Source organism: Pseudarthrobacter sp. CCNWLW207, assembly GCF_037203945.1.
Taxonomy (GTDB): domain Bacteria; phylum Actinomycetota; class Actinomycetes; order Actinomycetales; family Micrococcaceae; genus Arthrobacter.
This window is the reverse complement of record NZ_JBBCBS010000001.1, coordinates 633609-657669: the sequence shown is the minus strand read 5'-3', so window position 1 is coordinate 657669 and position 24061 is coordinate 633609. Positions and strand designations below refer to the sequence as shown.

Below are 24061 nucleotides of genomic sequence, written 5' to 3'. Positions count from 1 at the left end.
CGACGCTCTCTCAGTTTTCAAATACCAAACTAAGGAAATAACACATGGCTAAAGTTGCCGCAGAACTGCAGTACTCCGACGAGCACGAGTGGGTTGCCCGCGAGAACGGGAACCTCGTGTCCATCGGCATCTCCGCCGTGGCCACGGACGCCCTCGGTGACATTGTGTACGTGGACCTGCCCGAGGTCGGCTCGACCGTGACCGCGGGAGAGACCTGCGGCGAGGTGGAATCCACCAAGTCCGTCTCCGACCTCTACTCCCCGGTGACGGGCGAGGTCACGGAAACCAACCCGGCCGTCGTCGAAGATCCCGCACTGATCAACAGCGACCCGTACGGCGCCGGCTGGTTGTTCAAGGTGGCTGCCGAGTCTGACGGCCCGCTGCTCTCCGCGCAGGACTACGCGTCCAAGAACGGCGGCGAGCTGTGAGCCCGGCAACGTCAGAAACCGCGGAGTTTACGCAGGTCGTTTCCCCGTCACTGGACGCGGACCTGTCCGTCCTGGACCCGGAGATCGCGGCCAAGATCGACGACGAACTGGGCCGCCAGCGCGACGGCCTGGAAATGATCGCCTCGGAGAACCACACCGCGGTGGCTGTCATGCAGGCGCAGGGATCGGTCCTGACCAACAAGTACGCCGAGGGCTACCCGGGCAAGCGCTACTACGGCGGCTGCGAGCACGTCGATGTGATCGAGCAGCTGGCTATCGACAGGGTTAAGGCCCTCTTTGGCGCGGAGTTCGCCAACGTGCAGCCGCACTCCGGTGCACAGGCGAATGCCTCGGTGATGCACGCGCTGATCAAGCCGGGCGACACCATCATGGGCCTGAACCTTGCTCACGGTGGCCACCTGACCCACGGCATGAAGATCAACTTCTCCGGCCGCCTGTACAACGTGATCCCGTACCAGGTCCGCGAGGAGGACCACCGGATCGACATGGCCGAGGTGGAGCGCCTGGCGCAGGAGCACAAGCCGCAGCTGATCGTCGCCGGCTGGTCCGCATACGCCCGGCAGCTGGACTTCGCAGAGTTCCGCCGGATCGCCGATTCCGTGGGCGCCTACCTGATGGTGGACATGGCGCATTTCGCCGGGCTCGTGGCCGCCGGGCTGCACCCCTCGCCGGTGCCGCACGCCCACGTCACCACCTCCACCACGCACAAGACCCTCGCCGGTCCGCGCGGCGGCATCATCCTGACCAACGACGCCGCGATCGCCAAGAAGATCAACTCGGCTGTGTTCCCGGGCCAGCAGGGCGGGCCGCTGGAGCATGTCATCGCAGGAAAAGCCGTGGCCTTCAAGATCGCCGCGTCCGCCGAATTCAAGGAACGGCAGGAACGCGTCCTGGCCGGTGCCCGGATCCTGGCCGACCGCCTGGTCCAGCCAGACGTCACCGCCAAGGGCATCAACGTGATCTCCGGCGGCACCGACGTGCACCTGGTCCTGGTGGACCTGCGCAACTGCGAACTGGACGGCCAGCAGGCCGAGGACCGGCTCGCGGAGATCGACATCACGGTCAACCGCAACGCCGTGCCGTTCGACCCCCGCCCGCCGATGGTCACCTCCGGGCTGCGCATCGGCACCCCGGCGCTGGCCACCCGCGGCTTTGGCGAAGCCGCCTTCCGTGAGGTCGCGGACATCATCGCCGAGGCTCTGAAGGCCGACGCCGGCACGGACCTTACGGGCCTGCGTCACCGCGTAGAGGCCCTCGCGGCAGCCCACCCGCTCTACCCCGCGGTCGCCAACCTCGCCTGACGATTCCGGAGTCAGCTCGGCTCCGGGACCGGCAGGCCCCAGTTTTCACGCGTGCTGCTCCTTCGTCGCTTTGACGCACGCTTTCGAAAAGCCCGGCTCCGCCGACGCTCGCGGTCCCGTCGCCCTGGCGACATGCTCACCCAACCCCACCACTTACCTAGTTAGGAACTGACCATGGCTGTTGGTGTCTTTGATCTTTTTTCGATCGGGATTGGACCTTCCAGTTCACACACTGTGGGCCCCATGCGGGCTGCTGCTGTGTTCGCAGAGGAGCTTCAGGCCTCAGGGAAGCTGGGGGACGTCGCGAGCCTGCGGGTTGACCTGTACGGCTCCCTCGCCGCGACGGGCCACGGGCACGGGACGATGACGGCGATCCTTCTCGGCTTGGAAGGCTTCCATCCCGAGAAGATCCTGCCTGACGAGGTGGAGGAGCGGCTGGCTGCGATCGCTGAGACGGGAACGCTTCAGTTGGCCGGTGCTGGCGGTGGGAACGGTGTTCCCCTGCCCTACGGCGTGAAGGACATGGTCCTGCGCCCGCTGACCATCCTGCCGCGGCACACCAACGGCATGACCTTCACCGTTTCGGACTCTGACGGCGAAATACTCCACAGCGCCACTTTTTTCTCAGTGGGCGGCGGCTTTATCGTCCGCGAGGGCGAGGAGGACGCCGCGCTGAAGGAACTGGACGAGTCCAAGAAGGAACTTCCGCTTCCGTTCCGGACAGCGGCCGAACTGCTGGGCCGCTGCCAGTCCAAGGGCCTGTCCATCGGTGAGGTCATGTTCGTCAACGAACGCGCCTCCCGGTCCGAGCAGGAGATCCGCGTGGGGCTCCTGCACATCTATTCGGTGATGGAAGGTTGCGTGGAAACCAGCCTCAAGCGCGAAGGGCTGCTGCCCGGCGGACTGAAGGTCCGCCGTCGGGCCCCCGACTGGCACGAACGTCTCCTGAAGGAAAGCCGGGACCACGATCCCGACTACCGGGACCCCAAGTACTGGCAGGAATGGGTAAACCTGATCGCCCTTGCCGTCAACGAGGAGAACGCCTCCGGCGGGCGGGTGGTCACCGCCCCGACCAATGGTGCCGCCGGCATCATCCCGGCTGTCCTGTACTACGCGCTGCACTTCGCCCCAGGGATGGAGAACGCCACTCAAGAAGACCGCGACGACGTCGTGGTGAAGTTCCTGCTCACGGCCGGCGCCATCGGGGTGCTGTACAAGGAACAGGCGTCCATTTCCGGCGCCGAGGTGGGTTGCCAGGGCGAGGTGGGGTCGGCGTCGTCCATGGCCGCCGCAGGCCTGGCCGAGGTGATGGGCGGGACACCGCAGCAGGTGGAGAACGCTGCGGAGATCGCCATGGAACACAACCTGGGCCTCACCTGCGACCCCATCGGAGGGCTCGTACAGGTGCCGTGCATCGAACGCAACGCCATCGCTGCTGCCAAGGCCATCAATGCGGCGAAGATGGCGCTCTGGGGTGACGGCTCGCACCGCGTGTCCCTCGACGAAGTCATCGTGACCATGCGCGAAACCGGCAAGGACATGAGCTCCAAGTACAAGGAGACCGCGATGGGCGGCCTGGCCGTCAACGTTGTTGAATGCTAGTTACGCAACGCCGCCCAGAGATTCAGGGATGACGCAAACACGATCCAGGTGATGTAAGGCAGCAGGAGTAGTCCTGCTGCCGTGCTGATGGGTCCGAACCGGAGCACCGTGAAAGCCACAGCAACGATCAAGGCAAGGATGATCGCGAACGCCAGCCACAGCGCAGTGGTGCCCAGCACAGGGTAGAGGCCAAAGAAAACCGGGGTCCACAGCAGGTTGAGGATCAGCTGGATACCGTAGGTGACCAGCGCCGGCCTCGACTCCGGCAAACGGCGGCGCCACACCAGCCAGGCGGCCACGGCCATGGCCGTGTACAGCAACGTCCAGACCGGACCGAAAACCCCATTGGCCGGCGTCCACGGAGCTTTGTCGGCGGTGACGTACCAGCCGTTGACGTTGTTTACGGTGGCAAAGGCCCCCAGCCATGCCACAAGTGCTGAGGCTCCCAGGAAGATGGCGAGTGCCACAATCTGTGTGCCCGGTCCGTAGTTTCCTGCGGGGTTGCCGGAGCGGGGCGTGGACTCTTCAGGTTGCGGCTCCATGCGTCAACCCTTACGAAGCGTGGAGCCCGAGTCAAGGCGGCCACGGGCCCGCGGAAAAGCCCGTACCGGTTCAGGCTTTAGACTTGTGGCTACATGTCTGCCCGCAGCCACACGTACAGAACCGCGCACAAGACCAACAGACAGGACACGCCCCCTTGCGAGAATTCACCGCCCGCTTTGCCACAGGCGAGGAAATTGAGAACTGGGACAAGCACGTCACTGCGAACCCGAACGGCGGCAATATGCTGCAGTCTGCGGCCTACGCTTCGGTGAAGAACGGCAACGGTTGGGCTGTCCGCTTCCTCGTCCTGGAGAACAGCGGAACCTCCAGCTACAACCTGGTCCTGGAGAAGAAATTCCCGGTGCTGGGCCGTCTCTGGTACCTCATCAAAGGGCCCGACGTCCGGGCCGCGGAGGACCTCAAACCGGCCTTGGCCGCCTGTGCCGAATTTGTGAAAGCACGGAAGCTGAACGTATTCGCCATCAAAGTGGAGCCGGACATCGTCGCCTCACCGGAAGCCCGGGCTGAGCTGGCTTCCGCCGGCCTGGTGAAGGCCCCCAACATCCAGTCGAACGACTCCACAGCCCTGCTGGACATCTCCGCGCCGGAAAACGAGGTGTTCCGGTCCATTTCCTCACGTGCCCGCAACGCCATCCGCCGGGCAGAGCGCGAGGGCTGTGAAGTGGTCCAGCGGGAGCAGGGCCCGGAGACCTACCGCGCCCTCTATGACCTGATGGCCAACACCGTCAAAGCCAAAGGGTCCATGCCCCTTCGCAGTTATGAGTACTACGCCCGGTTCTGGGACGAGTTCTGTGACCGTGGCCAAGGCAGCTTCTTCTTCGCCTACGAGGACGGGAAACCGAGCGTGGGGGCCTTTGTGATCAACTATGGGGCAAAGGCGACGTACAAAGACGGCGGGTCCACCCAGAACCGGAAGCAGTACGGCGATTCGCATCTGGTCCAGTGGGCCGCGATCCGCAGGATGAAGGAGCTCGGCTGCGCCGAGTACGACTTCTGCGGCACCCCGCCCGCGGACAGGATCAAGGACAAGTCCCACAACCTTCACGGCATGGGCATGTTCAAAACCAGCTTCAGCAAAACAGTCACGGACTTTGTGGGCTGCTACGACTTCGTCCTCGCACCCGTCCGGCACCGGCTCTGGGTCAAGGGCGCCGAGCGTGTTTTCCGGCGCCTCGAAACCATGCGTACCGGCAACCAGTTCTACTGAGCCGCCGCCACACACCACCGTCCACAACATCTCCGCGCTGCCACCATTCGGCAGCACATCCACAGGTGAGGAACTTTCCCGTGAATTCAACCAAGGCCGCGACCGAGCTCGAGTTCGCTATCCTCAGCGACGCCGACTTCGAGGCCTTCTCAGTCAGCCACCCGCAGAACAACTTCATCCAGTCCGCCGACTTCGCCCGGTTCCAGCGCGCCCGCGGGCAGGCAGTGGAGCTGTTCGGAGTCCGTCGTGATGGCGAACTGGTGGCCGCCGGCAAACTGAACTACACCACCAACCGCTTCGGGTACACAGTGTGCGAGTGCGCCAAAGGGCCGCTGATGGACTACACGGACTCCGCCCTGGTGCGTGACGTCGTCGAACTCCTGAAAACCAGGGCAGCGGAGCGCAAAGCCGCTGAGCTGCGGATCTCCCCGAACCTTCCCTTTATCGCACGCGACGAGGACGGGGCCGAACACCCAGAGATCACGGACAACCGCCCGCTGGTAGCAGAGCTTGCGCGGCTTGGATTTGCCCACCAGGGCTCGGACATGAACTTCGCCAACGTGAACTGGATGTTCATTAAGACCCTCGACGGCGTCACGGACGCCGAAGAGCTCATCATGGGCACCAGCTACCGCACGCGCAAAGCCATCCGGAAGGCCGAAAAGAACGGCGTCTTCCTGGAACAGGCCACCCTGGAAACCCTGGACGAGTTCTACGACGCCCTGAGCACGGCTGGCGACGAAAAGGGCTTCATCTACCGCGAACGCGAATACTACGAGCAGCTGCTGCGGACCACTTCGTCCGAGTTCACCAAGCTCATGATGGCCAAGATCGACATCCCCGCGTACCGCAAATCCATCACCGAACGCCTTGAAGCCGAGACCGCTGCGGCGGCCGAACTCCGCCGGGAGGTCGAAGAGACCGGCAGCAAGAAGAAGGCCAACCGCCTCAAGGTGGTACAGGACCTCGTCGACAGCTATGAGCGCAGCCTCAAGGACATTGAGCGGTTCCCGGATTCCGTTGGCGTGGCAACGGTGGCGGCCATCCACTTCGTCTGCTTCGGCGACGAGCTGGTGTGCGTCATCGGCGGCACCAAACAGGACTATATCTACTTCAACGGGGCCACCTCCCTCTACTGGGGCATGATGCTCCATGCGCTGGAAAAGGGCTACAGCCGCTACAACTTCTACGGCACCTTCGGCATCCAGGGACAGGACGAGGAAGGCCACGGCGGCTACGCCTTCAAGAAGGGTTTCGGCGGTGAGGTGGTCCAGCTGCTGGGCGATTTCGTGATGCCGGTGCGGCCCGTGGTTTTCCAAGCCAACAGGATCGCCCGGGCCGCGGTGGCAGCTGCCCGCACGCTGCTGGGCAGGCTCCCGCTGAAACGCCAGGCTTCCGGCGAAGAACCAGCCCCCGCCGAAAACACCGCATAAAGACCACGATAAGCACCCCCGGAAGAGGACCAGCGTGACAGATCGACCCGGGGATCCCCGGAACAGGCCTCACACTGACGGCCTGCCGAAGACTGAGCCACTTTCCCCCTCCCAGGTCCGGCAGAACGCCGCGGCAAAGCGGATGCTGCGGCGCCTGGTCCAAGGGGAGAACCCACCGACGGCGCCGCTGAGTATCGTGGACAGGCTCGCAGGCAGCCCGTACGCCAACCCCATGATCCAAGTGGGAGGCGTGGACACTTCCGCCCGCAAGACCCTGGACTTTGCCCTGCACCTGGCCGAAACCATGTTCCGTTATGGCGCCGGCGCATTGGAAGTCGAGACGAGCATCATCGCCGTGACGGCAGCCCTGGGGCTGAAGAACATCGAAGTGGACATCACCAACCAGTCGGTCGGGATCAACTACGCGCCCAAGGACCAGACGCCCATAGCCCTGTTGCGCGTTGTGCGGTCCTGGACCAACAACTACGCCGGGCTGGCCAAGGTCCATCAGCTCGTTACGGACATCGTGGCCGGGGGAGTGGGCCGGGACGAGGCAATCCGCCGGCTCGATGAGGCCATCACCAGCCCCAAGCCTTTCCCACGTTGGATGGTGACCGTGGCCTTCGGCGTCTTCGCGGCAGCATTCGTTGGCGTACTGGGTGGCGGTCCCGTGTCCTCAGCCATCGCCTTTGTGGTCAACATCGGCGTGAGCCTGCTGTCGCGCCAGCTGGGCCGTTGGCGAGTACCTGACTTCTTCACTACCGCGACGTGTTCGTTTGTGGTGACTTTCATGGCACTGCTGCTGTGGCAGTTCAACCTCACCACCGCGCCGGCCATCGTGGTGGTGGGCGGTATCCTGCTCCTGCTGCCCACGGGCCGCCTGGTGTCCTCGGTGCAGGACGCGATCAACGGCTTCCCGGTGACGGCCGCCGGAAGGTTCCTGTCCACAGTCCTGATCTTCGGCGCCCTCGTGGCAGGCATTGCCGTCGCGTTGGTGGTCGGTTCCATGACGGGGATGCAGGAAATCGACGTCACGGAAACATTCAGCCCCGCCTACGACCTGTGGGTGCTGGTGGTCCTCACGGCCTTGGCTGTCATGGCCATCGGGGTCACCGAACAGACGGCGTGGAAGCTGCTCCTGCCCACCGCTGCCGTGGGCGTCGCCGGGTACCTGGTGCTTCTCGGCGCCAGCTCGCTGGGCATCAGCGACCGGTTCTCGCCGGCGTTGTCCGCCGTGGTGATTGGTCTGCTGGCCCGGGTGGTGGCATTGAAGATGGGTGCGCCCCAGCTGGTGGTCGCCGTGCCGGCGGCGCTGATCCTGCTGCCGGGCCTGACGATCTTCCGGTCCATGTATGTCCTGTCCATCGAGGAATCCGAGATCCTCCTGGGCGCAGGGGGCATGCTGAACGCCGGCGCCATCGTGCTCGGCGCTGCGGGCGGGATCGTCCTGGGCGACACCCTGGCCAGGCCGTTGACGCGGAGCCTGGCCAGCAACGAGCGCAGGCGCGCCCGCCGCCGCTAACGGGGCTAAATCTGTCCGATGGGCAGTTTCTTCTCGGCCTGGAAGTCATCTTCGACCCGCCCCGCGGCCCAGTAACCGGACAGCGAAACCTGCTTGCGGTCCAGGCCCTGCTGGACAAAGAACACCTCGCGCAGGCCCTTCATGTAGCCGCGCTCGCCATGGGCAAAGACGTCGACCTTGCCGACGGCGGGCCAGTCGGCGTTCGCGACTGCCGACACCAGCAGGTCGCCGGTGCCGGCCGGTGCGCCGTTGCGCCGGAGCCACGTGAGCTTGACACCGGCAGGGGCTGTGACGGGCTGGATATCGGCGTCGGAGTCAACCTCGAGGAAAGCCACGCCCTGTGCCTCCGTTGGCAGGGCTTCCAAGGAGGCCGCGATGGCGGGCAGGGCGGCTTCATCGCCGGCGAAAAGGTACCAGTCGGCGTCGGGCGCTGGGTTGTAGGCGCCGCCGGGACCGGTAAAGGTCAGCGGGTCGCCGGGCCGGGCGGAGGCCGCCCACGGGCCGGCGAGTCCTTCGTCGCCGTGGATCACAAAGTCGATGGCCAACTCCTGTGCCACGGAGTCCACCCACCTGACGGTGTAGGTCCGGGTGAAGGGCCACTGCTCACGGGGCATGGTCTCGCGGATGGTCCACAGGTCCAGCGGCTGGGCGTAGTCAACGCCTGCCTGGGGGAACACGATCTTCACGTAGCGGTCTACAAAATCGTTGTTGACGTAGTCGGCGAAGCCGTCGCCGCCGGCAACGATCCTGACCATGTGCGGCGAAAGCTGCTCGCGGCGGACCACGGTGAGGTTGATTTGGGGACGCGACTTTTTGGTGGCGCTGGTGGCAGCGGGAACGGTGCTCATAAGGCAACCCTAAGCTAAGGGAGTGGTGGGAGTTCCCAGGTTACGCCAGGGCTTCCTTGCTCGTTCAGCAGCGCATTGGCTTGGCTGAACGGCCGGGAACCGAAGAAACCGCGCGACGCCGACAGCGGGCTCGGGTGCGCGCTGGACACTACCGCGGCGCTGGACAAAAGGGGCCGGACTGCCTCCGCATCCTTGCCCCACAGCACAGCCACCAGCGGAAATGCGCTGCCGTCAGCCTTCCGTCGCCCGGCCACCGCGGTGACTGCCGCCGTCGTGATTTTCTCCCAGCCCTTTCCGCGGTGGGAACCCGCGGCTCCGGCACGCACGCTCATGACCCGGTTCAGGAGCAGCACGCCCTGGTCCGCCCAAGCGCTGAGGTCGCCGTGCACGCGCGCCGGTACTCCCACATCGGCCTCGAGTTCCTTGTAGATGTTTGCCAGGCTGCGCGGAATGGGTCGGGTCTGCGGGGCCACAGCGAAGGACAGGCCGACGGCGTGCCCCGGGGTTGGGTACGGGTCCTGCCCCAGGATCAGTACCTTGACGTCCGCCAGCGGCTGCCGGAACGCGCGGAGGACATTCGACGGCGACGGCAGCACCTGGTGCCCGGCCGCGACGTCGTCAGCGAGGAACCTCAGTACGGCACGCAGGTCATCTTCCACCCCGGCCAGGGCGGCGGCCCAGTCGGCGGCCATCAGTTCGTCCAGTGGCAATACAGCCATCTCGGCATAACCGACGGGCTCTGCCGCTTCCGGCTCCAGCTCGAACAGGGGTTCCGAATCAAACACGCCCCCATTGTCTCAGTACTCCCGTTCATCCACTGCCAGCCCGTTGCGGCGTAAATGACAACGCTGTTATTCGTCCGTAACATGGGGGTGAGACTTTTAACCTTATCCAGCGAAGGAGTATGCCGTGGCGGAACCAGCCCGGGAACACCTGGCAGAGCCTGGCGAGCGTGGCTCCCTGCTGGCTGACTTTTCGCTCCGGGACTCGCCGCTCGGCGAGCGGGAGCAACAGATGCTCGCCCTTGAGCGGCAGTGGTGGAAGTACGCCGGTGCCAAGGAACAGGCCATCAGGGAACTCTTCGACCTGTCAGCTACGCACTACTACCAACTGCTCAACGCGCTGATCGACTCCGAGGATGCGCTCGCGCACGATCCCATGCTCGTCAAGCGATTGCGTAGACTACGTACGTCGCGACAACGGGCACGCACCGCACGTCGCCTGGGTTCGGACGCGTAACTTCGCTCGTGCTGAGCCATCAGCAACAATCAACAAGGATGTCTCTCCACTATGACCAGATACGCTCGGGATGAATTCGACAAAGTTCCGGAGGCTGCCTCCCGCCAGGGTGTCCACCGTTCAGCTTCGGCAGCGTCCAGGCCGCGGCTATGGCCCATGCTCGCCGTGGGCGTTGTGGCACTTGCCGTCGGCCTGGTCTCCTTCCTGATCCTGCCTCAGCTGGGATTCACCCAAGCCGGCAGCCAGGCGTCCACCAGCGTGGAGTCATCTGCCCCCTCTGAGGCTGCCTCTTCCTCTGCCAGCGCTGAACCTTCCGCAACTGCAGAGCCCACGGCCAGCGCCGAGCCCTCACCGAGTGGCGAACCTGAGCCGAGCCCCACACCCTCCGCCGCGGCCTCCCAGGCCGCCGTGAACAAGACCCAGGGCCTGGCGGTCTACAACGCCGCCGGAACAGCCGGCCTGGCGGGCAGGGTCAGCTCCACCGTCCAGGCGGACGGTTGGACCCTCGGCCAGGTAGGAAACTGGGGTGGCGCGCCCCAGCAGACGTCGGTAATTTTTTATGCTGGTCCGGCACAAAGGGCCAACGCGGAGGCCCTCTCCGAACTCCTGAACATTCCAACGATGGTCGACAGCGCCGACTTCCAGGTTCCGCTGGTGGTTGTGCTGGGGCCCGGCTTCCAGTAAACGGGTTACACCTGAATAACTATTGAACACCGACGCGGCACTGTGCCTCGGCTCGTCCGGGGACCATTGGCTAGAGTGATTTCAGGCTTCGGTCCGTAACGAGCGGCACACAGTGGCGTGGGCCTTACGGACGCTACTGAAAGAGTGGGCATCATGGCACTGGGAACCGTGAAGTGGTTCAACGCTGAAAAGGGCTACGGCTTTATTACGGTGGACGGCTCGGGTGACGACGTCTTTGTCCACTGGTCCGCCATTCAAGGCGAGGGATACCGCGCACTCGATGAGGGGCAGCGGGTGGAGCTTGAAGTCGGCGAAGGCGAGAAGGGCCCGCAGGCAGAAAGTGTCCGGCCGGCAGAGTGAAGTCCGTAAGTTTCCGATCTTCCTTGGTCCGTGTCCCAGCAGCGGCGGCCCTCCTTCTTGGGCTGGCCGGGTGTGGGGCTGCTGCTGGAAATGCCCGGCTTGACTCCGTTGAAGCCTCCGGCGATGGAACGCTGCGCGTTGGCGTGATCCTGGACAGCACCGGAACGCGGGACTTCCTCAGTGGCTCGCAGCTTGCCGCGGCAAAACTGGCCGTGCAGGAAATCAACGCCACCGGCGGGCACAAGGGCAAGCCCATTGAACTGTTGCCGCGGGCCGCCGGCGACTCCGGCGCGCAAGCCAAGGAGCTGGCCGCGGCCAAGGCCGACGTCGTGATTGGACCCACTGATTCCAGCAACGCGGCTGCTGCCATTGACGTTCTCTCCGCCGCGAAGATTCCGCTCATTTCACCGGCCAATTCGGCGGCAGGGCTGAGTAAGTACAAAAGCGGCGGCTACTACTTCCGGACTGCACCGGCCGACGTCGCCCAAGCTTCGGTGCTTGTGAAGCTCGCCAAAGACGGGGGCGCGAAGAGCCTGGCGATCGTCCACCAGGACAGCAGCTACGGCAAAGATGTTTCCGCAGCGGTGGCCAGTGCGGCCAAGGACGCAGGCGTGGAAACCTCCAGCACGTCAGTTTTCGAGCCCGGCGATGCCCAACGGGCTGCAGCTGCTGCCCGGAAAGCGGCCCCGGATGCAGTGGTGCTCATTGCGCGGGATGGCGCCCAGGGGGCCATCGCTGAGCTGAACAACGCCGGACTGTCCGGCAGTAAAGTCATCCTCAGCGACGGCGCTTTCGCCCAGTATGGTTCCGGGTTGGGGTCAAAAGCGCTCGACGGCGCACGGGCAGTGGTGCCCGGCGTATTCCCCTCCGCGGACTTCCAGGCCCGCCTGCTGGCGGTCGATCCTGGGTTGAAGGACACCTCTTTCGCCGCTGAGACGTACGACGCCGTGACGCTGGCTGTCCTGGCTGCCGCGGCAGCCGACGACGACGCCGGCCGATCAATAGCCGCACACCTCATAGCTGTCTCCGGAGGCACGGCTCCCGGCGCGGAACCGGCGGAGGCCGCACCCTGCCAGTCCTACAAGGACTGCGTGTCAGCGCTGAAGACCGCAGGTGCCGCGAACTACGACGGCCAATCCGGTCCAATCGGCTTCGACGCCAACGGCGACATCACCTCTGCGAACTTCATGGTGTTCACCTACGGAGCTGACAACAGGGCAAAGCTCAGCGGTCGTGAATCCGCGGGTCGGGCCGCAGGCTGATCGCCGGGAGCGAAACGAGGCCCCGCAGGCACTGGTTTCCGGGACTATTCGCTTGCACTCTCACCTATGGAGTGCTAATTATTGACTTAGCACTCTTACGTACCGACTGCTAAAGCGACGCCCGGCTCAGGCCGGTTACGAAGCCCAGGCGCCGGTCGGGGAGCGAAAGAAATACTTACTGGAGTGAGATCGGGAACCTGAGGCGTACAGAGGCCAAGGGTGAAGGATCGTCCGTCGCGGGCACTTCGGTGGGTTCATTCTTAACGTCTGTCCCGAAAGGACTACTGCCGTTATGGCCAAGATCATTGCATTTGATGAAGAGGCGCGCCGCGGCCTTGAGCGGGGCCTGAACATCCTCGCCGACGCCGTTAAGGTCACCCTCGGCCCGCGTGGACGCAACGTCGTCCTCGAAAAGAAGTGGGGCGCCCCCACGATCACCAACGATGGTGTTTCCATCGCCAAGGAGATCGAGCTGGACGATCCTTACGAGAAGATCGGCGCCGAGCTGGTCAAGGAAGTTGCCAAGAAGACTGATGACGTCGCTGGCGACGGCACCACCACGGCCACCGTGCTCGCCCAGGCACTGGTTAAGGAAGGCCTGCGCAACGTCGCGGCCGGCGCCGATCCGCTGTCCCTCAAGCGCGGCATCGAGAAGGCTGTAGAAGCCGTCACGGTGGAGCTGCTCGCTTCGGCCAAGGAAATCGAAACCAAGGAAGAGATCGCCGCCACGGCTTCCATCTCTGCCGGTGACGACGAAATTGGTGCCCTCATTGCCGAGGCCCTGGATAAGGTCGGCAAGGAAGGTGTTATCACCGTCGAGGAGTCCAACACCTTCGGCCTGGAGCTTGAACTCACCGAAGGCATGCGCTTCGACAAGGGTTACATCTCCGCGTACTTCGTCACCGACACCGATCGCCAGGAAACGGTCCTCGAGGACCCGTACATCCTGATCGTCAACTCCAAGATCTCCAACGTCAAGGAACTGGTTGCTGTCCTGGAAAAGGTCATGCAGTCCAACAAGCCGTTGCTGATCATTGCCGAGGACATCGAGGGCGAGGCCCTGGCCACCCTGATCGTCAACAAGATCCGTGGCACCTTCAAGTCCGTTGCCGTCAAGGCTCCGGGCTTCGGCGACCGCCGCAAGGCTCAGCTGGCCGACATCGCCGTTCTGACCGGCGGCCAGGTCATTGCCGAGGAAGTGGGCCTCAAGCTGGAGACCGCTGGCCTGGAACTCCTGGGACGCGCCCGCAAGGTTGTCGTCACCAAGGACGAAACCACCATCGTTGAAGGTGCCGGCGACGCCGACCAGATCGCTGGCCGCGTTTCCCAGATCCGCGCCGAGATCGAAAACTCCGATTCCGACTACGACCGCGAGAAGCTGCAGGAACGCCTGGCCAAGCTGGCCGGCGGCGTTGCAGTCATCAAGGCCGGTGCCGCAACCGAGGTTGAGCTCAAGGAACGCAAGCACCGCATTGAGGACGCTGTCCGCAATGCAAAGGCTGCCGTTGAAGAAGGCATCGTCGCCGGTGGTGGCGTTGCACTGATCCAGGCTGGCGCCAAGGCGTTCGCGAACCTGAACCTGACCGGTGACGAAGCAACGGGCGCGAACATCGTCCGCGTTGCCATCGATGCCCCGCTGAAGCAGATTGCCTTCAACGCCGGCCTTGAGCCGGGCGTTGTTGTGGACAAGGTCCGCGGCCTGCCCGCAGGCCATGGCCTGAACGCCGCAACCGGCGAATACGTCGACCTGCTTGCTGCCGGCATCAATGACCCCGTCAAGGTGACGCGCTCTGCCCTGCAGAACGCGGCCTCCATCGCCGGCCTGTTCCTCACCACTGAGGCTGTCGTGGCCGACAAGCCGGAGAAGAACGCTCCGGCCATGGGTGGCGGCGACGACATGGGCGGCATGGGCGGCTTCTAGTCTCCAAGCGCCCGGAATACGTTCCGCGCAAACAGTGCGGCCCCCTCCGTTTGGAGGGGGCCGCATTTTTGTGCGTCTTGGCAGGCTCTGCGGCCGCCGGGCTCAGCTACTTCCGTGCCGTTGCCAGCATCCCTTCGACTTCTTTCTTGAAGGCTTCGGCTGCTGCCTGCGGAGTCAGGCGGTCGTACAGGACCTCGTCGGTGAACCGCTTGATGACGTTCTGGACGCTGCCCGCGCCTACCGGCGGGACGGGTGGAGCGTCGGCGATGTCCGGCGCGATGTCCTTCAGGAAGGCCACAACGGTTGTGTCTGCGGGTTTGAGGGTGGACGTGATGCTCTCGACGATCTCAGAGTTGCTGGGGACGCCGCGGTCAGTCATGAGGATGGCACCGGCAGCCGGGCTGTTTGCCAGGTAATTAATGAAGGTTGCGGCCGCCTCAGGATGCTTGGAGCGAGAAGACGCAGACCAGAACATCGTGGGCTTGTAGTACATGCCGTTGTCTGCGGACTTACCGTCCAGGCTGGGGGCGCGGAGCATTTTGATGCTGCTGCCTGTAGTGGTTTCCAGCGAGCCGAGCTGGTTGGTCCACCACCACGCCATGCCGACCCGGTTGGTGCCGAACAGGCTCTCCTCCAAGCCTGCGCCGGAGTCCTCGGTGGCCACGGTGGCGGGCGGGCTTGCCTGGGAGTCACGCTGTTCCTTGAGCCGTTCCCAGAAGGAAGCAGCGGTGGCTGTGTCGAAGTCCAGCTTTCCGTCCTGGGAGTAGAGGTTCTCGCCGTGCTGCCGAAGCCAGATGATGAGGTCTGCTTCGTTGCTGCCATAGGCCGCACCGTAGCTCTTCCCGTTACCTGCCGCGCTGAGCTTCGCGGCAGTGTCCATGAAGTCACTCCATGTCCACGTGGTGTCGTCGGGTAAAGGGACGTTGGCTGCTTCGAAGACCTTGGTGTTGGCCATGATGACGTACGCATTCTTCCCGGTGCTCAGGCCATACTGTGCGTCGTCGTATTGGCCGGAGGCCAATGATTCCTTGTCCAGCTTGGAGGTGTCGACCCCGCTTTGCTTGGACAGGTCCAGCAGTGCTCCGCGGCCGCCGTACTCGGCAATGTACTTTTGGTCCATCTGGATGACATCCGGTGCATCGTTGGCGGCGGTCTTAGTGGCCAGTTTGTCCCAATAGCTGGCCCATTCGCCGGGCTCGGATTCGATCCGGATGTTGGGATGCTCAGCCTCGAACGCGTCGATGACCTTTTCGGTCTGGGCGTTGAGGTACTCGTTGCCCCACCAGGCGAAACGCAGGGTGACGTGGTCATTGCTGCTGGATCCTGCGGGTGCGCCGCAGCCGGTGGCGAGCAGCGACACCGCGACGGCGACTGCGCCGAGCTGGAATCTCCTGCGGCTGATGGCCTGAATCTTCATTGATGTGCCTTCCTCGAAGGGTGGGGTCCACCCCGCCTGTGTTCCCTTGCCGCGTCGATGCCGGTGGGAGAGCGTCGAATGAGAAAGCGTTTTCTCACTCAGGTTTCCGATTCTGCCCCGCATCGACTTCAGCGTCAAGGGTTGTCGGTAAGCGGTTTCCCTGCAGTCGCCGAATTCCATGTCGGCGTCGTCTGGCAGGATGGTTCCGTGACGATTACTGCAGCGGCCGACGGTTCGGCTCTAGGAAATCCAGGTCCGGCTGGCTGGGCATGGTACGTGAACGACGACTGCTGGCGGGCCGGAGGGTGGCCTCACGGCACCAATAACCAGGGCGAGCTGATGGCCGTGCTGGACCTGTTCCGTGCCACAGCCCACGTTCCCCACGAAGACCTGAGAGTTTTGTGCGACAGCCAGTACGTGATCAACTCGATTACCAAATGGATGCCTGGATGGAAGCGCAAGGGGTGGCGGAAAGCGGACGGAAAGCCAGTCCTGAACGTTGAATTGTTCAAGGAGTTGGACCGGGAACTTGCCGGGCGGAAGTACACGTTTGAATGGGTCAAGGGGCATGCGGGCCACGACCTCAATGAGGCCGCTGACGAACGGGCCAGGGCCGCGGCCACCGCATACCAGCAGGGCGTTGCGGCCCGCTCCGGTCCGGGATTCGCCGGCGCGCCGGGCCACGTGGGCGCCAAGGCTCCTGCCGCGGCCGGTGCGGCGGCGGGTATGGGCGGATCTGTTGGTTCCAATAATGCTGCCCTGTCCAATCACCAGGAGCTGCTGAGCGAGCCAGATCTGTTCAGCGAGCTGGAGGAAGATCCGTTGGCCACCCCTGGCGCCCCAGGGAAGTCGCCGGAGGAAATCGTTGAGGCCCTCGAACGGGAGCTGCTGGGCCCCGACGTTCGGGGCGACATCGGCCGCACGGGTGTCCTGCTGCATCCCGACTTCATGGAGATTGGAAGCTCGGGGAGGGCGTGGACCCGCGAGGCGATGATGCTCGCGCTGGAGGAAGATCCCGGTGAGCGGACGGAGCTGGAAATACTGGGCGCGGACCGCATCGGAACCGGCGCGGTCCTGCTGACCTACCGCAGCTACGCGCGTTCAGGGACAACGCTCCGCAGCTCCTTGTGGGTCCTCGACAACGGCCGCTGGCGGCTCCGCTTTCATCAGGGAACGCCCGAAGCCTGAAAGCAGGCATCGCCGTGGCGGCGGGGCCTCTACGGGCACCGCGCGTTGCCTCCACATCCGGCCGCCGTTCTCAGCTAAAACGCTGGGTGTTGCCCTGCTCGGCCTGGGCATAGGTGGCCGCGGCCGAGGCCAGTGCAAGGTTGATTGACGCAAGCGAGGCCTCCACCTTGCCCTGGGTCAGGGTCCACTCCGATACCAGCGCCTGGAAGTTGGTGGCGGCCGAGCCCCGCCAGGTGGACTGTAGCTCGTCCAGGCCGCGCTTCATGGCCTGGACGTCGGCGCTGATCCGGTCCACTGTCGCTCTGACGTTGGCGGACTTGAGCTGGAGGAGTTCGGTGTCAACGGAAATGATGCTCATGGCTGCTGCCTTTCAGGTGGTGGACAGTCAGGCTGTCCGGTCCGGCGGCTCCGGACCACTGCCATGAGCCTATGGAGCCGGACGCAGCCAGGGCCACGGGCAGTTGCTATATGTGGATAACGCGGCCGTCGTTGGCGCTTCCGCCGTCGCCATGATCCTGCCCACCGGTGTCCTGGACTTCGCGAATCCGTCCCTGGCCGGGTTCGCCTTGCGGGTCCTGTCCTTCGTCCTCGTCCCGTGTGGGAAGGCTGACCACCAGCGTGGCGCCGCCGCCGTCCGTGGCCTGGACCCTGACGCTGCCGCCATGTGAGCCGACGATTGCCGCGACGATGGCCAACCCCAGACCGCTGCCGCCCGTATCTCTGGTCCGCGACGTATCCGCGCGGTAGAAGCGCTCGAACACCCTGGAGGCGTCGTCGTCGGAAATTCCGGGGCCATGGTCCCTGACCTCGATCACGGAGGCCGGCTGGCCGCCGTCGGACGTCCTGACGCCCACCGCCAGCTCGATCGGGCTGCCATCCGGCGTGTAGCGCAGGGCGTTACCGACCAGGTTGCCTACCACCTGGCGCAGTTTTGCTTCGTCCCCGAGGACGGGGGCGGGCGCCGCACTGCCGCCGTCGAGCCCAACCAGTGAAATGGTGCGCGTACGGTCACTGGCCTGGGTGTCCACCACGGCGTCATGGGCGATCAGCTGGAGGTCAACCGGCTTCTGCTGAAGGGGCCGCTGTTCGTCCAGGCGGGCCAGGAGAAGGAGGTCTTCCACCATGGAACCCATCCGCTTGGCTTCACTTTCGATGCGGCCCATCGCGGTGGCGACGTCGGCATCCGTAGCTAGGGCGCCATGACGGTACAGCTCCGAGAAGCCCCGGATGGTCACCAGCGGTGTGCGGAGTTCGTGCGAGGCATCGGCTGCAAAGCGGCGCATCCGGCCCTCGGAGGCTGTCCTGGCGGCAAACGCCGTTTCGATGTGCGCCAACATGGCGTTCAGCGAACTGGCCAGCCTGCCCACCTCCGTACCGGGATTTTCGACTTCCACGCGCCGGGACAGGTCGCCGGCGGCGATGGCGGCAGCGGTCTTCTCCACCCGGGCCAGTGGACGGAAGGACCGCGACACGGTCCAGCTGGCAATCAGCGAGGCGAGCAGGAGCGTCAGCAGTCCCACGCCTGTGACCACCAGCGTGGCGTGCTTGAGGACGTCGTCCACGCTCTGCAGCGGCAGGCCGATGACAACCACAGCGCTGCGTCCGTTGTTCAGGACGGGCACGGCCACCACCCGCCAATTCTGGCCGTCGGTGCCGCGGACCTGGTAGGGGCGGGTTCCCAGATCCTGCGCTTGATCCGCGGTGATGTTGCTGATGTCCGGGCGGTTCACGGCATCACCGCCGAACGGGTAGGGATCCTCGCCCGGGGTGTAGAGAATCAGGGAGTAGTCGGTGGGTACCGGATTGGGTGCCTGCAATTGTGTGAAGGACCGCTGTCTGTGGGCCAGTTCGACGGCGGCATTGAGTTTGTCATCCACCTGGCCTTGGAGGTAGCTATGGAGCAGCGTCAGGGTGCCCGCGCCGGTCACCGTCAGCGCAACGATCAGCAACGCCATGATGATGGCGACGAGCTGGGACCTCAGGGAGGCCGATTTCCACCGCTCCAGCAAGGTCAGCGCTTCTCTGCCGTCCGGAGCACGTAGCCCACCCCGCGCTTGGTCTGGATCAGGGCCGGCGCCTCCGGGTCAATGTCCACCTTGCGGCGGAGATAGGAGATATAGGACTCCACGATGGAGGCGTCCCCGTTGAAGTCGTACTCCCAGACATGGTCCAGGATCTGGGACTTTGAGAGCACCCGGTTGGGGTTCAACATGAGGTAGCGGAGGAGCTTGAACTCTGTGGGGGAGAGCTCGATGACGGTGCCGCCACGCCGGACTTCGTGGGCGTCGTCGTCGAGCTCCAGGTCATCAACGCGAATGACGGCGTCGTCGTCGAGCAGCGGCTGGGTACGGCGGAGGACGGCGCGGATCCGCGCCACCACCTCGTCCAGGCTGAATGGCTTGGTGACGTAGTCGTCGCCGCCCACAGTGAGGCCGGTGACCTTGTCCTCGGTGTCATCCTTGGCAGTCAGGAACAGGACGGGAAAGTGCTTCCCGGAGGCACGGAGCCGGCGCGTGACCGTGAAGCCATCCATGTCCGGAAGCATCACGTCCAGGACAGCCAGGTCAGGGGTGTGGAGTTCAGCGGCGGCCAGGGCATCGCGCCCGTTGCCCGCGGAGACGACCTCGAAACCTGCGAACCGGAGGGAGGTGGACAGCAGTTCGCGGATGTTGGGTTCGTCATCAACAACAAGGAGCTTCGCCTCTGGGCCGTTCTTCTTCATACTCCCATGATGCTCCCAGAGTCTGGGAGTTTTCTGGATGGATGGTGGGTGTTCTTCGTGAAAGGCAAAACAGGGCCCCTGCCATCGCATGCAGGGACCCTGGTTAGGTGCCGACAGGCACCCCGTAAGACCTATCCGGCCTGCTCTACATCCTTGGCATCCATGATCCGGTAGGCGTAGCCCTGCTCGGCCAAAAACCGCTGGCGCTTGGCCGCGAAATCCTGGTCCAGGGTGTCCCTTGCAACCAGCGAGTAGAAGCGGGCTGCCCGACCGTCTTTCTTGGGACGCAACAGGCGGCCCAGCCGCTGCGCTTCCTCCTGGCGGGATCCGAAGGAGCCGGAAACCTGGATTGCTACCGAAGCCTCGGGCAGGTCGATGGAAAAGTTGGCCACTTTGGACACCACCAGTGTCTGCACGTCACCGGCTCGGAACGCGTCGAAGAGCTTCTGCCGTTCCTTGACGGACGTATCGCCCTTGATGACCGGAGCGTTGAGGCGCTCGCCGATCTCGTCCAGCTGGTCGATGTACTGCCCGATCACCAGCAGCGGCTCGCCCACATGCTTGGCTACGAGCTGTTCCACGATCTGCGTCTTGGTCTCGGATGTGGAGCACAGCCGGTACTTGTCGGCGTCCTCTGCCATCGCGTAGGCGACGCGCTCGTCGCGGGGGAGGTCCACCCGGACTTCGACACAGTCGGCCGGGGCGATGTACCCCTGCGATTCGATGTCCTTCCAAGGCGCGTCGTACCGCTTGGGCCCGATCAGGCTGAAGACTTCGCCTTCGCGCCCGTCCTCCCTGACGAGGGTAGCGGTGAGGCCCAGCCGGCGTCGTGCCTGCAGGTCTGCCGTCATGCGGAAGATCGGGGCGGGAAGCAGGTGCACTTCGTCGTAGATGATCAGGCCCCAGTCGTTGCCGTCCACGAGCTCCAAATGCGGATACAGTCCGCCGCGTTTGGTGGTGAGGACCTGGTACGTGGCGATGGTGACAGGCCGGACTTCCTTGACCGCCCCGGAGTACTCACCTATTTCGTCCTCGGTCAGCGAAGTGCGTTTGAGCAACTCGTCCTTCCACTGCCGGGCAGCCACCGTGTTGGTCACCAGGATGAGGGTGGTTGTGGAACTGACGGCCATGGCCGCTGCCCCCACCAGAGTCTTACCCGCACCGCACGGAAGGACCACCACCCCGCTGCCCCCGGCCCAAAAGTTTTCCGTGGCCAGCCGTTGGTAGGGGCGCAGCTTCCAGCCGTCCTCATTCAAAGCGATCAGGTGCGGCGTGCCGTCCACATAGCCGGCGAGGTCCTCCGCCGGCCAGCCGATTTTCAGCAGCAACTGCTTGAGCTGGCCCCGCTGCGAGGAATGGACCACGATGGTTTCGCCGTCGATCCGTGGCCCCAACAGGGGCTGGATTTTCTTGGCCCGGATGACCTCTTCCAGCACGGGGTAGTCGTCAGTGCGCATGACCAGGCCGTGCTGCGGATCCTTTTCCAGCCTCAGCCGCCCGTACCGGGACATGGTCTCTTCGACGTCGATCAGCAGCGAATGCGGCACCGGGAAGCGTGAGTACTTCAGCAGCGTGTCCAGGACCTTTTCCGCGTCCAGTCCCGCGGCCCGCGCGTTCCACAGGCCCAGCGGCGTCAGCCGGTAACTGTGCATGTGTTCCGGGGCGCGCTCGAGCTCGGCGAACGGGGCAATGGCGTGGCGGGCTTCGGTGGCCAATTCATGGTCCACCTCAAGCAGTATGGTCTTATCGCTCTGGACAATCAGCGGTCCGTCGTTCACGCGGTGGCGTCCTTTACTGGCGCAGTTCCCCTGCGGCCTCGATATCAATGATCCGGTGGATGGAAACCACCCGTTCGGTCTCCCGCGCCGGATCGAAGACCCTGACCCGTCCACCACTTACCGATAAGGGAACAACCGTCTCCAGACTCGCATTCCCCCCACCGTCCACGACATTCATGCTCACAGTCTGCTTGAGCCGGATGGCCCGCTGCAGGGTCTCCAGCCCAAGCTGGGTTGCGGTTTCCCCGGACCCGGACTGGGGTGGGGACACGGACGACGGCGGGACGCCGGCCCCCGGTCCTCCCACCGCTTCCTGGCCATCGTGGATGCCGGAGGGTGAGGTTTTGTGATGGCGCAGGACAGACAGCTGGGCATCCATCTCCGCTTCGGCCGGCGCGGTCCGCGGGGCGGTGTATACCGGACGGGTGCTCCCCGGTGCCTGCGTGGTGCGGCGCAGCCGGACCACCGACGGTTCGGATTCCTCCACTGACGGCGAGAGCCCCATGCTGCGCAGGACCTGTGCCGTTTCGCGTGGGGGCGCCTTGGATATGAGCACTGTGGGCGCGATTCTCACGAGGCCAAGGCCGGAGGCCTTTGATTCGGAGGCCAGCTCCAGCACGGCGGTCTCGTCGTCGCTCTGGACAAAGCTCGCGGCCATCCCCACTCGCAGCCGTCCGTGGCGCGAGGCCGTGTCCTCTACCAGGTATTCCAGGGGTTGCGGCACAGCGGTGGCGGAGTGCTCCCTCAGGAAGCCCAGCAGGCTCGCCGCATCCTGCCCTGCCTCCAAGGCGCGGCGCACGGACGCAGCAGAAAACCGGTAGATCGTTGCCGGACCCTGCCCTTCGGCGTCGGCCATCAAAAGCAGTTTTTCGCTGAGCTCGGGACTGAGGTACCCCGGGGCAACGGCCGTGAGATCGGCCTGGAGCAGCACGTGGTTCAGGGCAGCGGGAAGGTGCTCACCGAGGATCCCCAGCGCTTCATCGGGCTTGTCCTCGGCGATCGCGCTTCCCAGCTGGCTGAGCGCCCCCGAACCGGTCAGGCCAAGCATGTCGGCCTCCGCCAGCACGCCGCGGATCAGCGAACTGAAGCGCCGCGCCATCCGGGGCTGTTCCCATTCAGCCCGCTGCAGCACAGCCGCCGCGTCCAGGACGGGGGCGTGGGCGTCGGGAGCTGTGGCCTCATTGGTGAGTTGGTTCAGGATTTCCAGGATCCTTTTCCGGACAACGGGAGCATCAGGCCGTTGCGCTTCGGCCGAGAGCGCGTTGATGGTGGTGCCGGCTGCGCCGCGATGGGCAACTGCCGGTGCGTTCGGCTGCCCACTGACGGGCTGGCCCACCAGAGACGGGACGCGTTCACTTGCCAGCCACGCATTCACCAGCCACAGCCATTGCTCCTGCCGCGGCAGGAGCAGCCATTCCAGTTCCGGAGGCTGCACCCAGGCAGAGGAATCCACATCAAGGCGGATCAGGCCGGATAGGGCACAGAGCTCCACCAGCAAGCCCGCACGATGCTGCTCAACCCGCAGCGTTTCCGCGACCCGCCTCATCTCCCGTACCCCCACGCCGCCGGTGCGCAATGTTGCCAGTGGCTGTTCCCTGACTGCGTAAAGAAGCTCGCCCACCAGCCGAAGCGTTTCCGCAATGGCACCCAGCGCGGCGTTCCGGCGGAGTGCAGCTGTCGTGTGGCCAAGTTCAGGAACGGGCGGCGAAAGGGTGAAGTCGTTGATAATCGCACCGCCCCGGAGGGACACGCCCACGCTGTGCGGCAGTTCCACGTGGGCCGCGTCCAAGGGGACCAGCAGGCCGCGGGCCAGCAGCCAGTCAACGGGCCCGACGTCGGCGGTTTCGTTGGTCACGGATGCTTTACGTTGCGCTTGGGGGACAGCACCCATGGCCCAGTTTCCGAATCGGGCCAGTAACGCCGTGGTACGTTCCGGTGCATCCGCCAGGATCTGCTGCAGCGACTCCGGCGACGACGTCCAGTGCTGCAGGGCAAGCGCTGCTTCCATAGGCGTGGTGGCCTCCTGGACGGGCACGCCGCTGCGGTGCAACTCGGCAACCAGCTGTACCACGCGCTGGGCGAACGCCGGCTGCAGGCGGACCAGTTCCGTGTAGCTGCGGCCCAGCCCGGCCGGGTAGATGCCCACGACATCCCGAAGGGACCCCACCGGGAGGTAGAAGCGCTGACGGTGTCCGGTAGGGGTTGTTCCGTGCGGGGGATCCGCCCGGTGCACGAGCGCGAGGTCCTGAAGGGAGGCCAGGATCCGGTCAACGGCGGCCACGGAAGCACCGGGAATGAACTTCCGCAGCCCGGCGGCGCACGCGCTGTGGGCCGTGTCCGTATTGGTGCAGAGATGGAGGGTCTCCAGGACCTGCATCTGCGGTTTATTCAGGCGTTCCAGCGCCCGCTGGACACTTACCCTGGCGCTGGCACGCGCCGCGAGGGCGGAAAAGTCGGGAACGGCAGGCGAGATAAGGTCCGGCCGCGCGGCGAACAGTGCCCGCAACGACTCGTCGCTGCGTGCCTCCAGCTCTTTGCTCAACGCGCGGATAAGGGACATCAGT

At 64.8% G+C, this 24061-nt stretch carries 21 protein-coding genes; 12 read left to right on the top strand and 9 right to left on the bottom strand.

Features of this window, described 5'->3' with window-relative positions; all coding sequences use genetic code 11:
* The first annotated feature begins 44 nt into the window (after positions 1-44).
* The 3 genes from gcvH to V9L17_RS02925 all read left to right on the top strand — a co-directional run bounded on the left by gcvH (position 45) and on the right by V9L17_RS02925 (position 3352).
* Entirely contained in the window at positions 45-428 is a 384-nt protein-coding gene (gene gcvH, locus V9L17_RS02935; RefSeq protein WP_337346316.1) for a glycine cleavage system protein GcvH, read from the top strand.
* Positions 425-1750, top strand: a complete 1326-nt coding sequence (gene glyA, locus V9L17_RS02930) for a serine hydroxymethyltransferase (RefSeq protein ID WP_337350398.1) — start codon at positions 425-427, stop codon at positions 1748-1750. The genes gcvH and glyA overlap by 4 nt, the downstream gene beginning before the upstream one ends.
* A gap of 174 nt (positions 1751-1924) precedes the next feature.
* Positions 1925-3352, top strand: a complete 1428-nt coding sequence (locus V9L17_RS02925; RefSeq protein ID WP_337350397.1) for an L-serine ammonia-lyase — start codon at positions 1925-1927, stop codon at positions 3350-3352.
* Here V9L17_RS02925 and V9L17_RS02920 read toward each other — a convergent pair.
* A complete protein-coding gene (locus tag V9L17_RS02920; protein WP_337350396.1) occupies positions 3349-3894 on the bottom strand; it encodes a TspO/MBR family protein in 546 nt (181 codons plus the stop codon). The genes V9L17_RS02925 and V9L17_RS02920 overlap by 4 nt on opposite strands.
* A gap of 155 nt (positions 3895-4049) precedes the next feature.
* On the opposite strand from V9L17_RS02920, the gene V9L17_RS02915 reads away from it, so the two are divergent.
* From V9L17_RS02915 to V9L17_RS02905, 3 genes are all read left to right on the top strand, one after another.
* Entirely contained in the window at positions 4050-5123 is a 1074-nt protein-coding gene (locus V9L17_RS02915) for a lipid II:glycine glycyltransferase FemX (RefSeq protein ID WP_337350395.1), read from the top strand.
* An 80-nt stretch (positions 5124-5203) separates the two neighbouring features.
* The gene (locus tag V9L17_RS02910) at positions 5204-6556 is read left to right on the top strand and encodes a peptidoglycan bridge formation glycyltransferase FemA/FemB family protein (RefSeq protein WP_337350394.1); all 1353 of its coding nucleotides are present in this window, start codon (positions 5204-5206) and stop codon (positions 6554-6556) included.
* A gap of 34 nt (positions 6557-6590) precedes the next feature.
* On the top strand, positions 6591-8078 hold the full coding sequence (locus tag V9L17_RS02905) for a threonine/serine ThrE exporter family protein (RefSeq protein ID WP_337346322.1): 1488 nt from the start codon (positions 6591-6593) through the stop codon (positions 8076-8078).
* A 5-nt stretch (positions 8079-8083) separates the two neighbouring features.
* On the opposite strand, the gene V9L17_RS02900 is transcribed toward V9L17_RS02905, so the two are convergent.
* The gene (locus tag V9L17_RS02900) at positions 8084-8926 is read right to left on the bottom strand and encodes a siderophore-interacting protein (protein ID WP_337350393.1); all 843 of its coding nucleotides are present in this window, start codon (positions 8924-8926) and stop codon (positions 8084-8086) included.
* A 14-nt stretch (positions 8927-8940) separates the two neighbouring features.
* Positions 8941-9711 carry a uracil-DNA glycosylase gene (locus tag V9L17_RS02895; RefSeq protein ID WP_337350392.1) on the bottom strand — a complete coding sequence of 257 codons (771 nt, stop codon included), beginning with the start codon at positions 9709-9711 and terminating at the stop codon, positions 8941-8943.
* A gap of 124 nt (positions 9712-9835) precedes the next feature.
* Here V9L17_RS02895 and V9L17_RS02890 point away from each other — a divergent pair, with 124 nt between their 5' ends.
* The 5 genes from V9L17_RS02890 to groL all read left to right on the top strand — a co-directional run bounded on the left by V9L17_RS02890 (position 9836) and on the right by groL (position 14392).
* Positions 9836-10165 (top strand): DUF3263 domain-containing protein, encoded by a 330-nt coding sequence (locus tag V9L17_RS02890; RefSeq protein WP_337346325.1) that lies wholly within the window; start codon positions 9836-9838, stop codon positions 10163-10165.
* A gap of 51 nt (positions 10166-10216) precedes the next feature.
* Positions 10217-10849: a LytR C-terminal domain-containing protein gene (locus tag V9L17_RS02885; protein ID WP_337350391.1), complete on the top strand. Its 633-nt coding sequence runs from the start codon at positions 10217-10219 to the stop codon at positions 10847-10849.
* A gap of 153 nt (positions 10850-11002) precedes the next feature.
* Positions 11003-11209 (top strand): cold-shock protein, encoded by a 207-nt coding sequence (locus V9L17_RS02880; RefSeq protein ID WP_337346327.1) that lies wholly within the window; start codon positions 11003-11005, stop codon positions 11207-11209.
* A 23-nt stretch (positions 11210-11232) separates the two neighbouring features.
* Positions 11233-12471: an ABC transporter substrate-binding protein gene (locus V9L17_RS02875; protein WP_337350390.1), complete on the top strand. Its 1239-nt coding sequence runs from the start codon at positions 11233-11235 to the stop codon at positions 12469-12471.
* Between the two features lie 292 nt (positions 12472-12763).
* A complete protein-coding gene (groL, locus tag V9L17_RS02870; RefSeq protein ID WP_337346328.1) occupies positions 12764-14392 on the top strand; it encodes a chaperonin GroEL in 1629 nt (542 codons plus the stop codon).
* A 106-nt stretch (positions 14393-14498) separates the two neighbouring features.
* Here groL and V9L17_RS02865 read toward each other — a convergent pair whose 3' ends face one another.
* On the bottom strand, positions 14499-15809 hold the full coding sequence (locus V9L17_RS02865; RefSeq protein WP_337350389.1) for an ABC transporter substrate-binding protein: 1311 nt from the start codon (positions 15807-15809) through the stop codon (positions 14499-14501).
* A gap of 207 nt (positions 15810-16016) precedes the next feature.
* Here V9L17_RS02865 and V9L17_RS02860 point away from each other — a divergent pair, with 207 nt between their 5' ends.
* Positions 16017-16997 carry a ribonuclease HI family protein gene (locus V9L17_RS02860; RefSeq protein ID WP_337350388.1) on the top strand — a complete coding sequence of 327 codons (981 nt, stop codon included), beginning with the start codon at positions 16017-16019 and terminating at the stop codon, positions 16995-16997.
* A gap of 70 nt (positions 16998-17067) precedes the next feature.
* On the opposite strand, the gene V9L17_RS02855 is transcribed toward V9L17_RS02860, so the two are convergent.
* The 5 genes from V9L17_RS02855 to V9L17_RS02835 all read right to left on the bottom strand — a co-directional run bounded on the left by V9L17_RS02855 (position 17068) and on the right by V9L17_RS02835 (position 24057).
* Positions 17068-17355 carry a WXG100 family type VII secretion target gene (locus tag V9L17_RS02855; RefSeq protein WP_337350387.1) on the bottom strand — a complete coding sequence of 96 codons (288 nt, stop codon included), beginning with the start codon at positions 17353-17355 and terminating at the stop codon, positions 17068-17070.
* A gap of 106 nt (positions 17356-17461) precedes the next feature.
* A complete protein-coding gene (locus V9L17_RS02850; RefSeq protein WP_337350386.1) occupies positions 17462-19006 on the bottom strand; it encodes a sensor histidine kinase in 1545 nt (514 codons plus the stop codon).
* Positions 19007-19008: 2 nt separating this feature from the next.
* Positions 19009-19719, bottom strand: coding sequence for a response regulator transcription factor (locus V9L17_RS02845; protein WP_337350385.1), 711 nt, complete (start codon positions 19717-19719; stop codon positions 19009-19011).
* 131 nt (positions 19720-19850) lie between these two features.
* Positions 19851-21497, bottom strand: coding sequence for a DNA repair helicase XPB (locus tag V9L17_RS02840; RefSeq protein WP_337346334.1), 1647 nt, complete (start codon positions 21495-21497; stop codon positions 19851-19853).
* 13 nt (positions 21498-21510) lie between these two features.
* Positions 21511-24057 carry a helicase-associated domain-containing protein gene (locus V9L17_RS02835; protein WP_337350384.1) on the bottom strand — a complete coding sequence of 849 codons (2547 nt, stop codon included), beginning with the start codon at positions 24055-24057 and terminating at the stop codon, positions 21511-21513.
* Positions 24058-24061 lie beyond the last annotated feature (4 nt).

Coding starts and splice junctions, on each gene's coding strand:
- V9L17_RS02835 (WP_337350384.1), bottom strand. CDS start 24,057: ATGTCCCTTATCCGCGCGTTGAGCAAAGAGCTGGAGGCACGCAGCGAC.
- V9L17_RS02925 (WP_337350397.1), top strand. CDS start 1,925: ATGGCTGTTGGTGTCTTTGATCTTTTTTCGATCGGGATTGGACCTTCC.
- V9L17_RS02920 (WP_337350396.1), bottom strand. CDS start 3,894: ATGGAGCCGCAACCTGAAGAGTCCACGCCCCGCTCCGGCAACCCCGCA.
- gcvH (WP_337346316.1), top strand. CDS start 45: ATGGCTAAAGTTGCCGCAGAACTGCAGTACTCCGACGAGCACGAGTGG.
- V9L17_RS02900 (WP_337350393.1), bottom strand. CDS start 8,926: ATGAGCACCGTTCCCGCTGCCACCAGCGCCACCAAAAAGTCGCGTCCC.
- V9L17_RS02880 (WP_337346327.1), top strand. CDS start 11,003: ATGGCACTGGGAACCGTGAAGTGGTTCAACGCTGAAAAGGGCTACGGC.
- V9L17_RS02845 (WP_337350385.1), bottom strand. CDS start 19,719: ATGAAGAAGAACGGCCCAGAGGCGAAGCTCCTTGTTGTTGATGACGAA.
- V9L17_RS02885 (WP_337350391.1), top strand. CDS start 10,217: ATGACCAGATACGCTCGGGATGAATTCGACAAAGTTCCGGAGGCTGCC.
- V9L17_RS02865 (WP_337350389.1), bottom strand. CDS start 15,809: ATGAAGATTCAGGCCATCAGCCGCAGGAGATTCCAGCTCGGCGCAGTC.
- groL (WP_337346328.1), top strand. CDS start 12,764: ATGGCCAAGATCATTGCATTTGATGAAGAGGCGCGCCGCGGCCTTGAG.
- V9L17_RS02855 (WP_337350387.1), bottom strand. CDS start 17,355: ATGAGCATCATTTCCGTTGACACCGAACTCCTCCAGCTCAAGTCCGCC.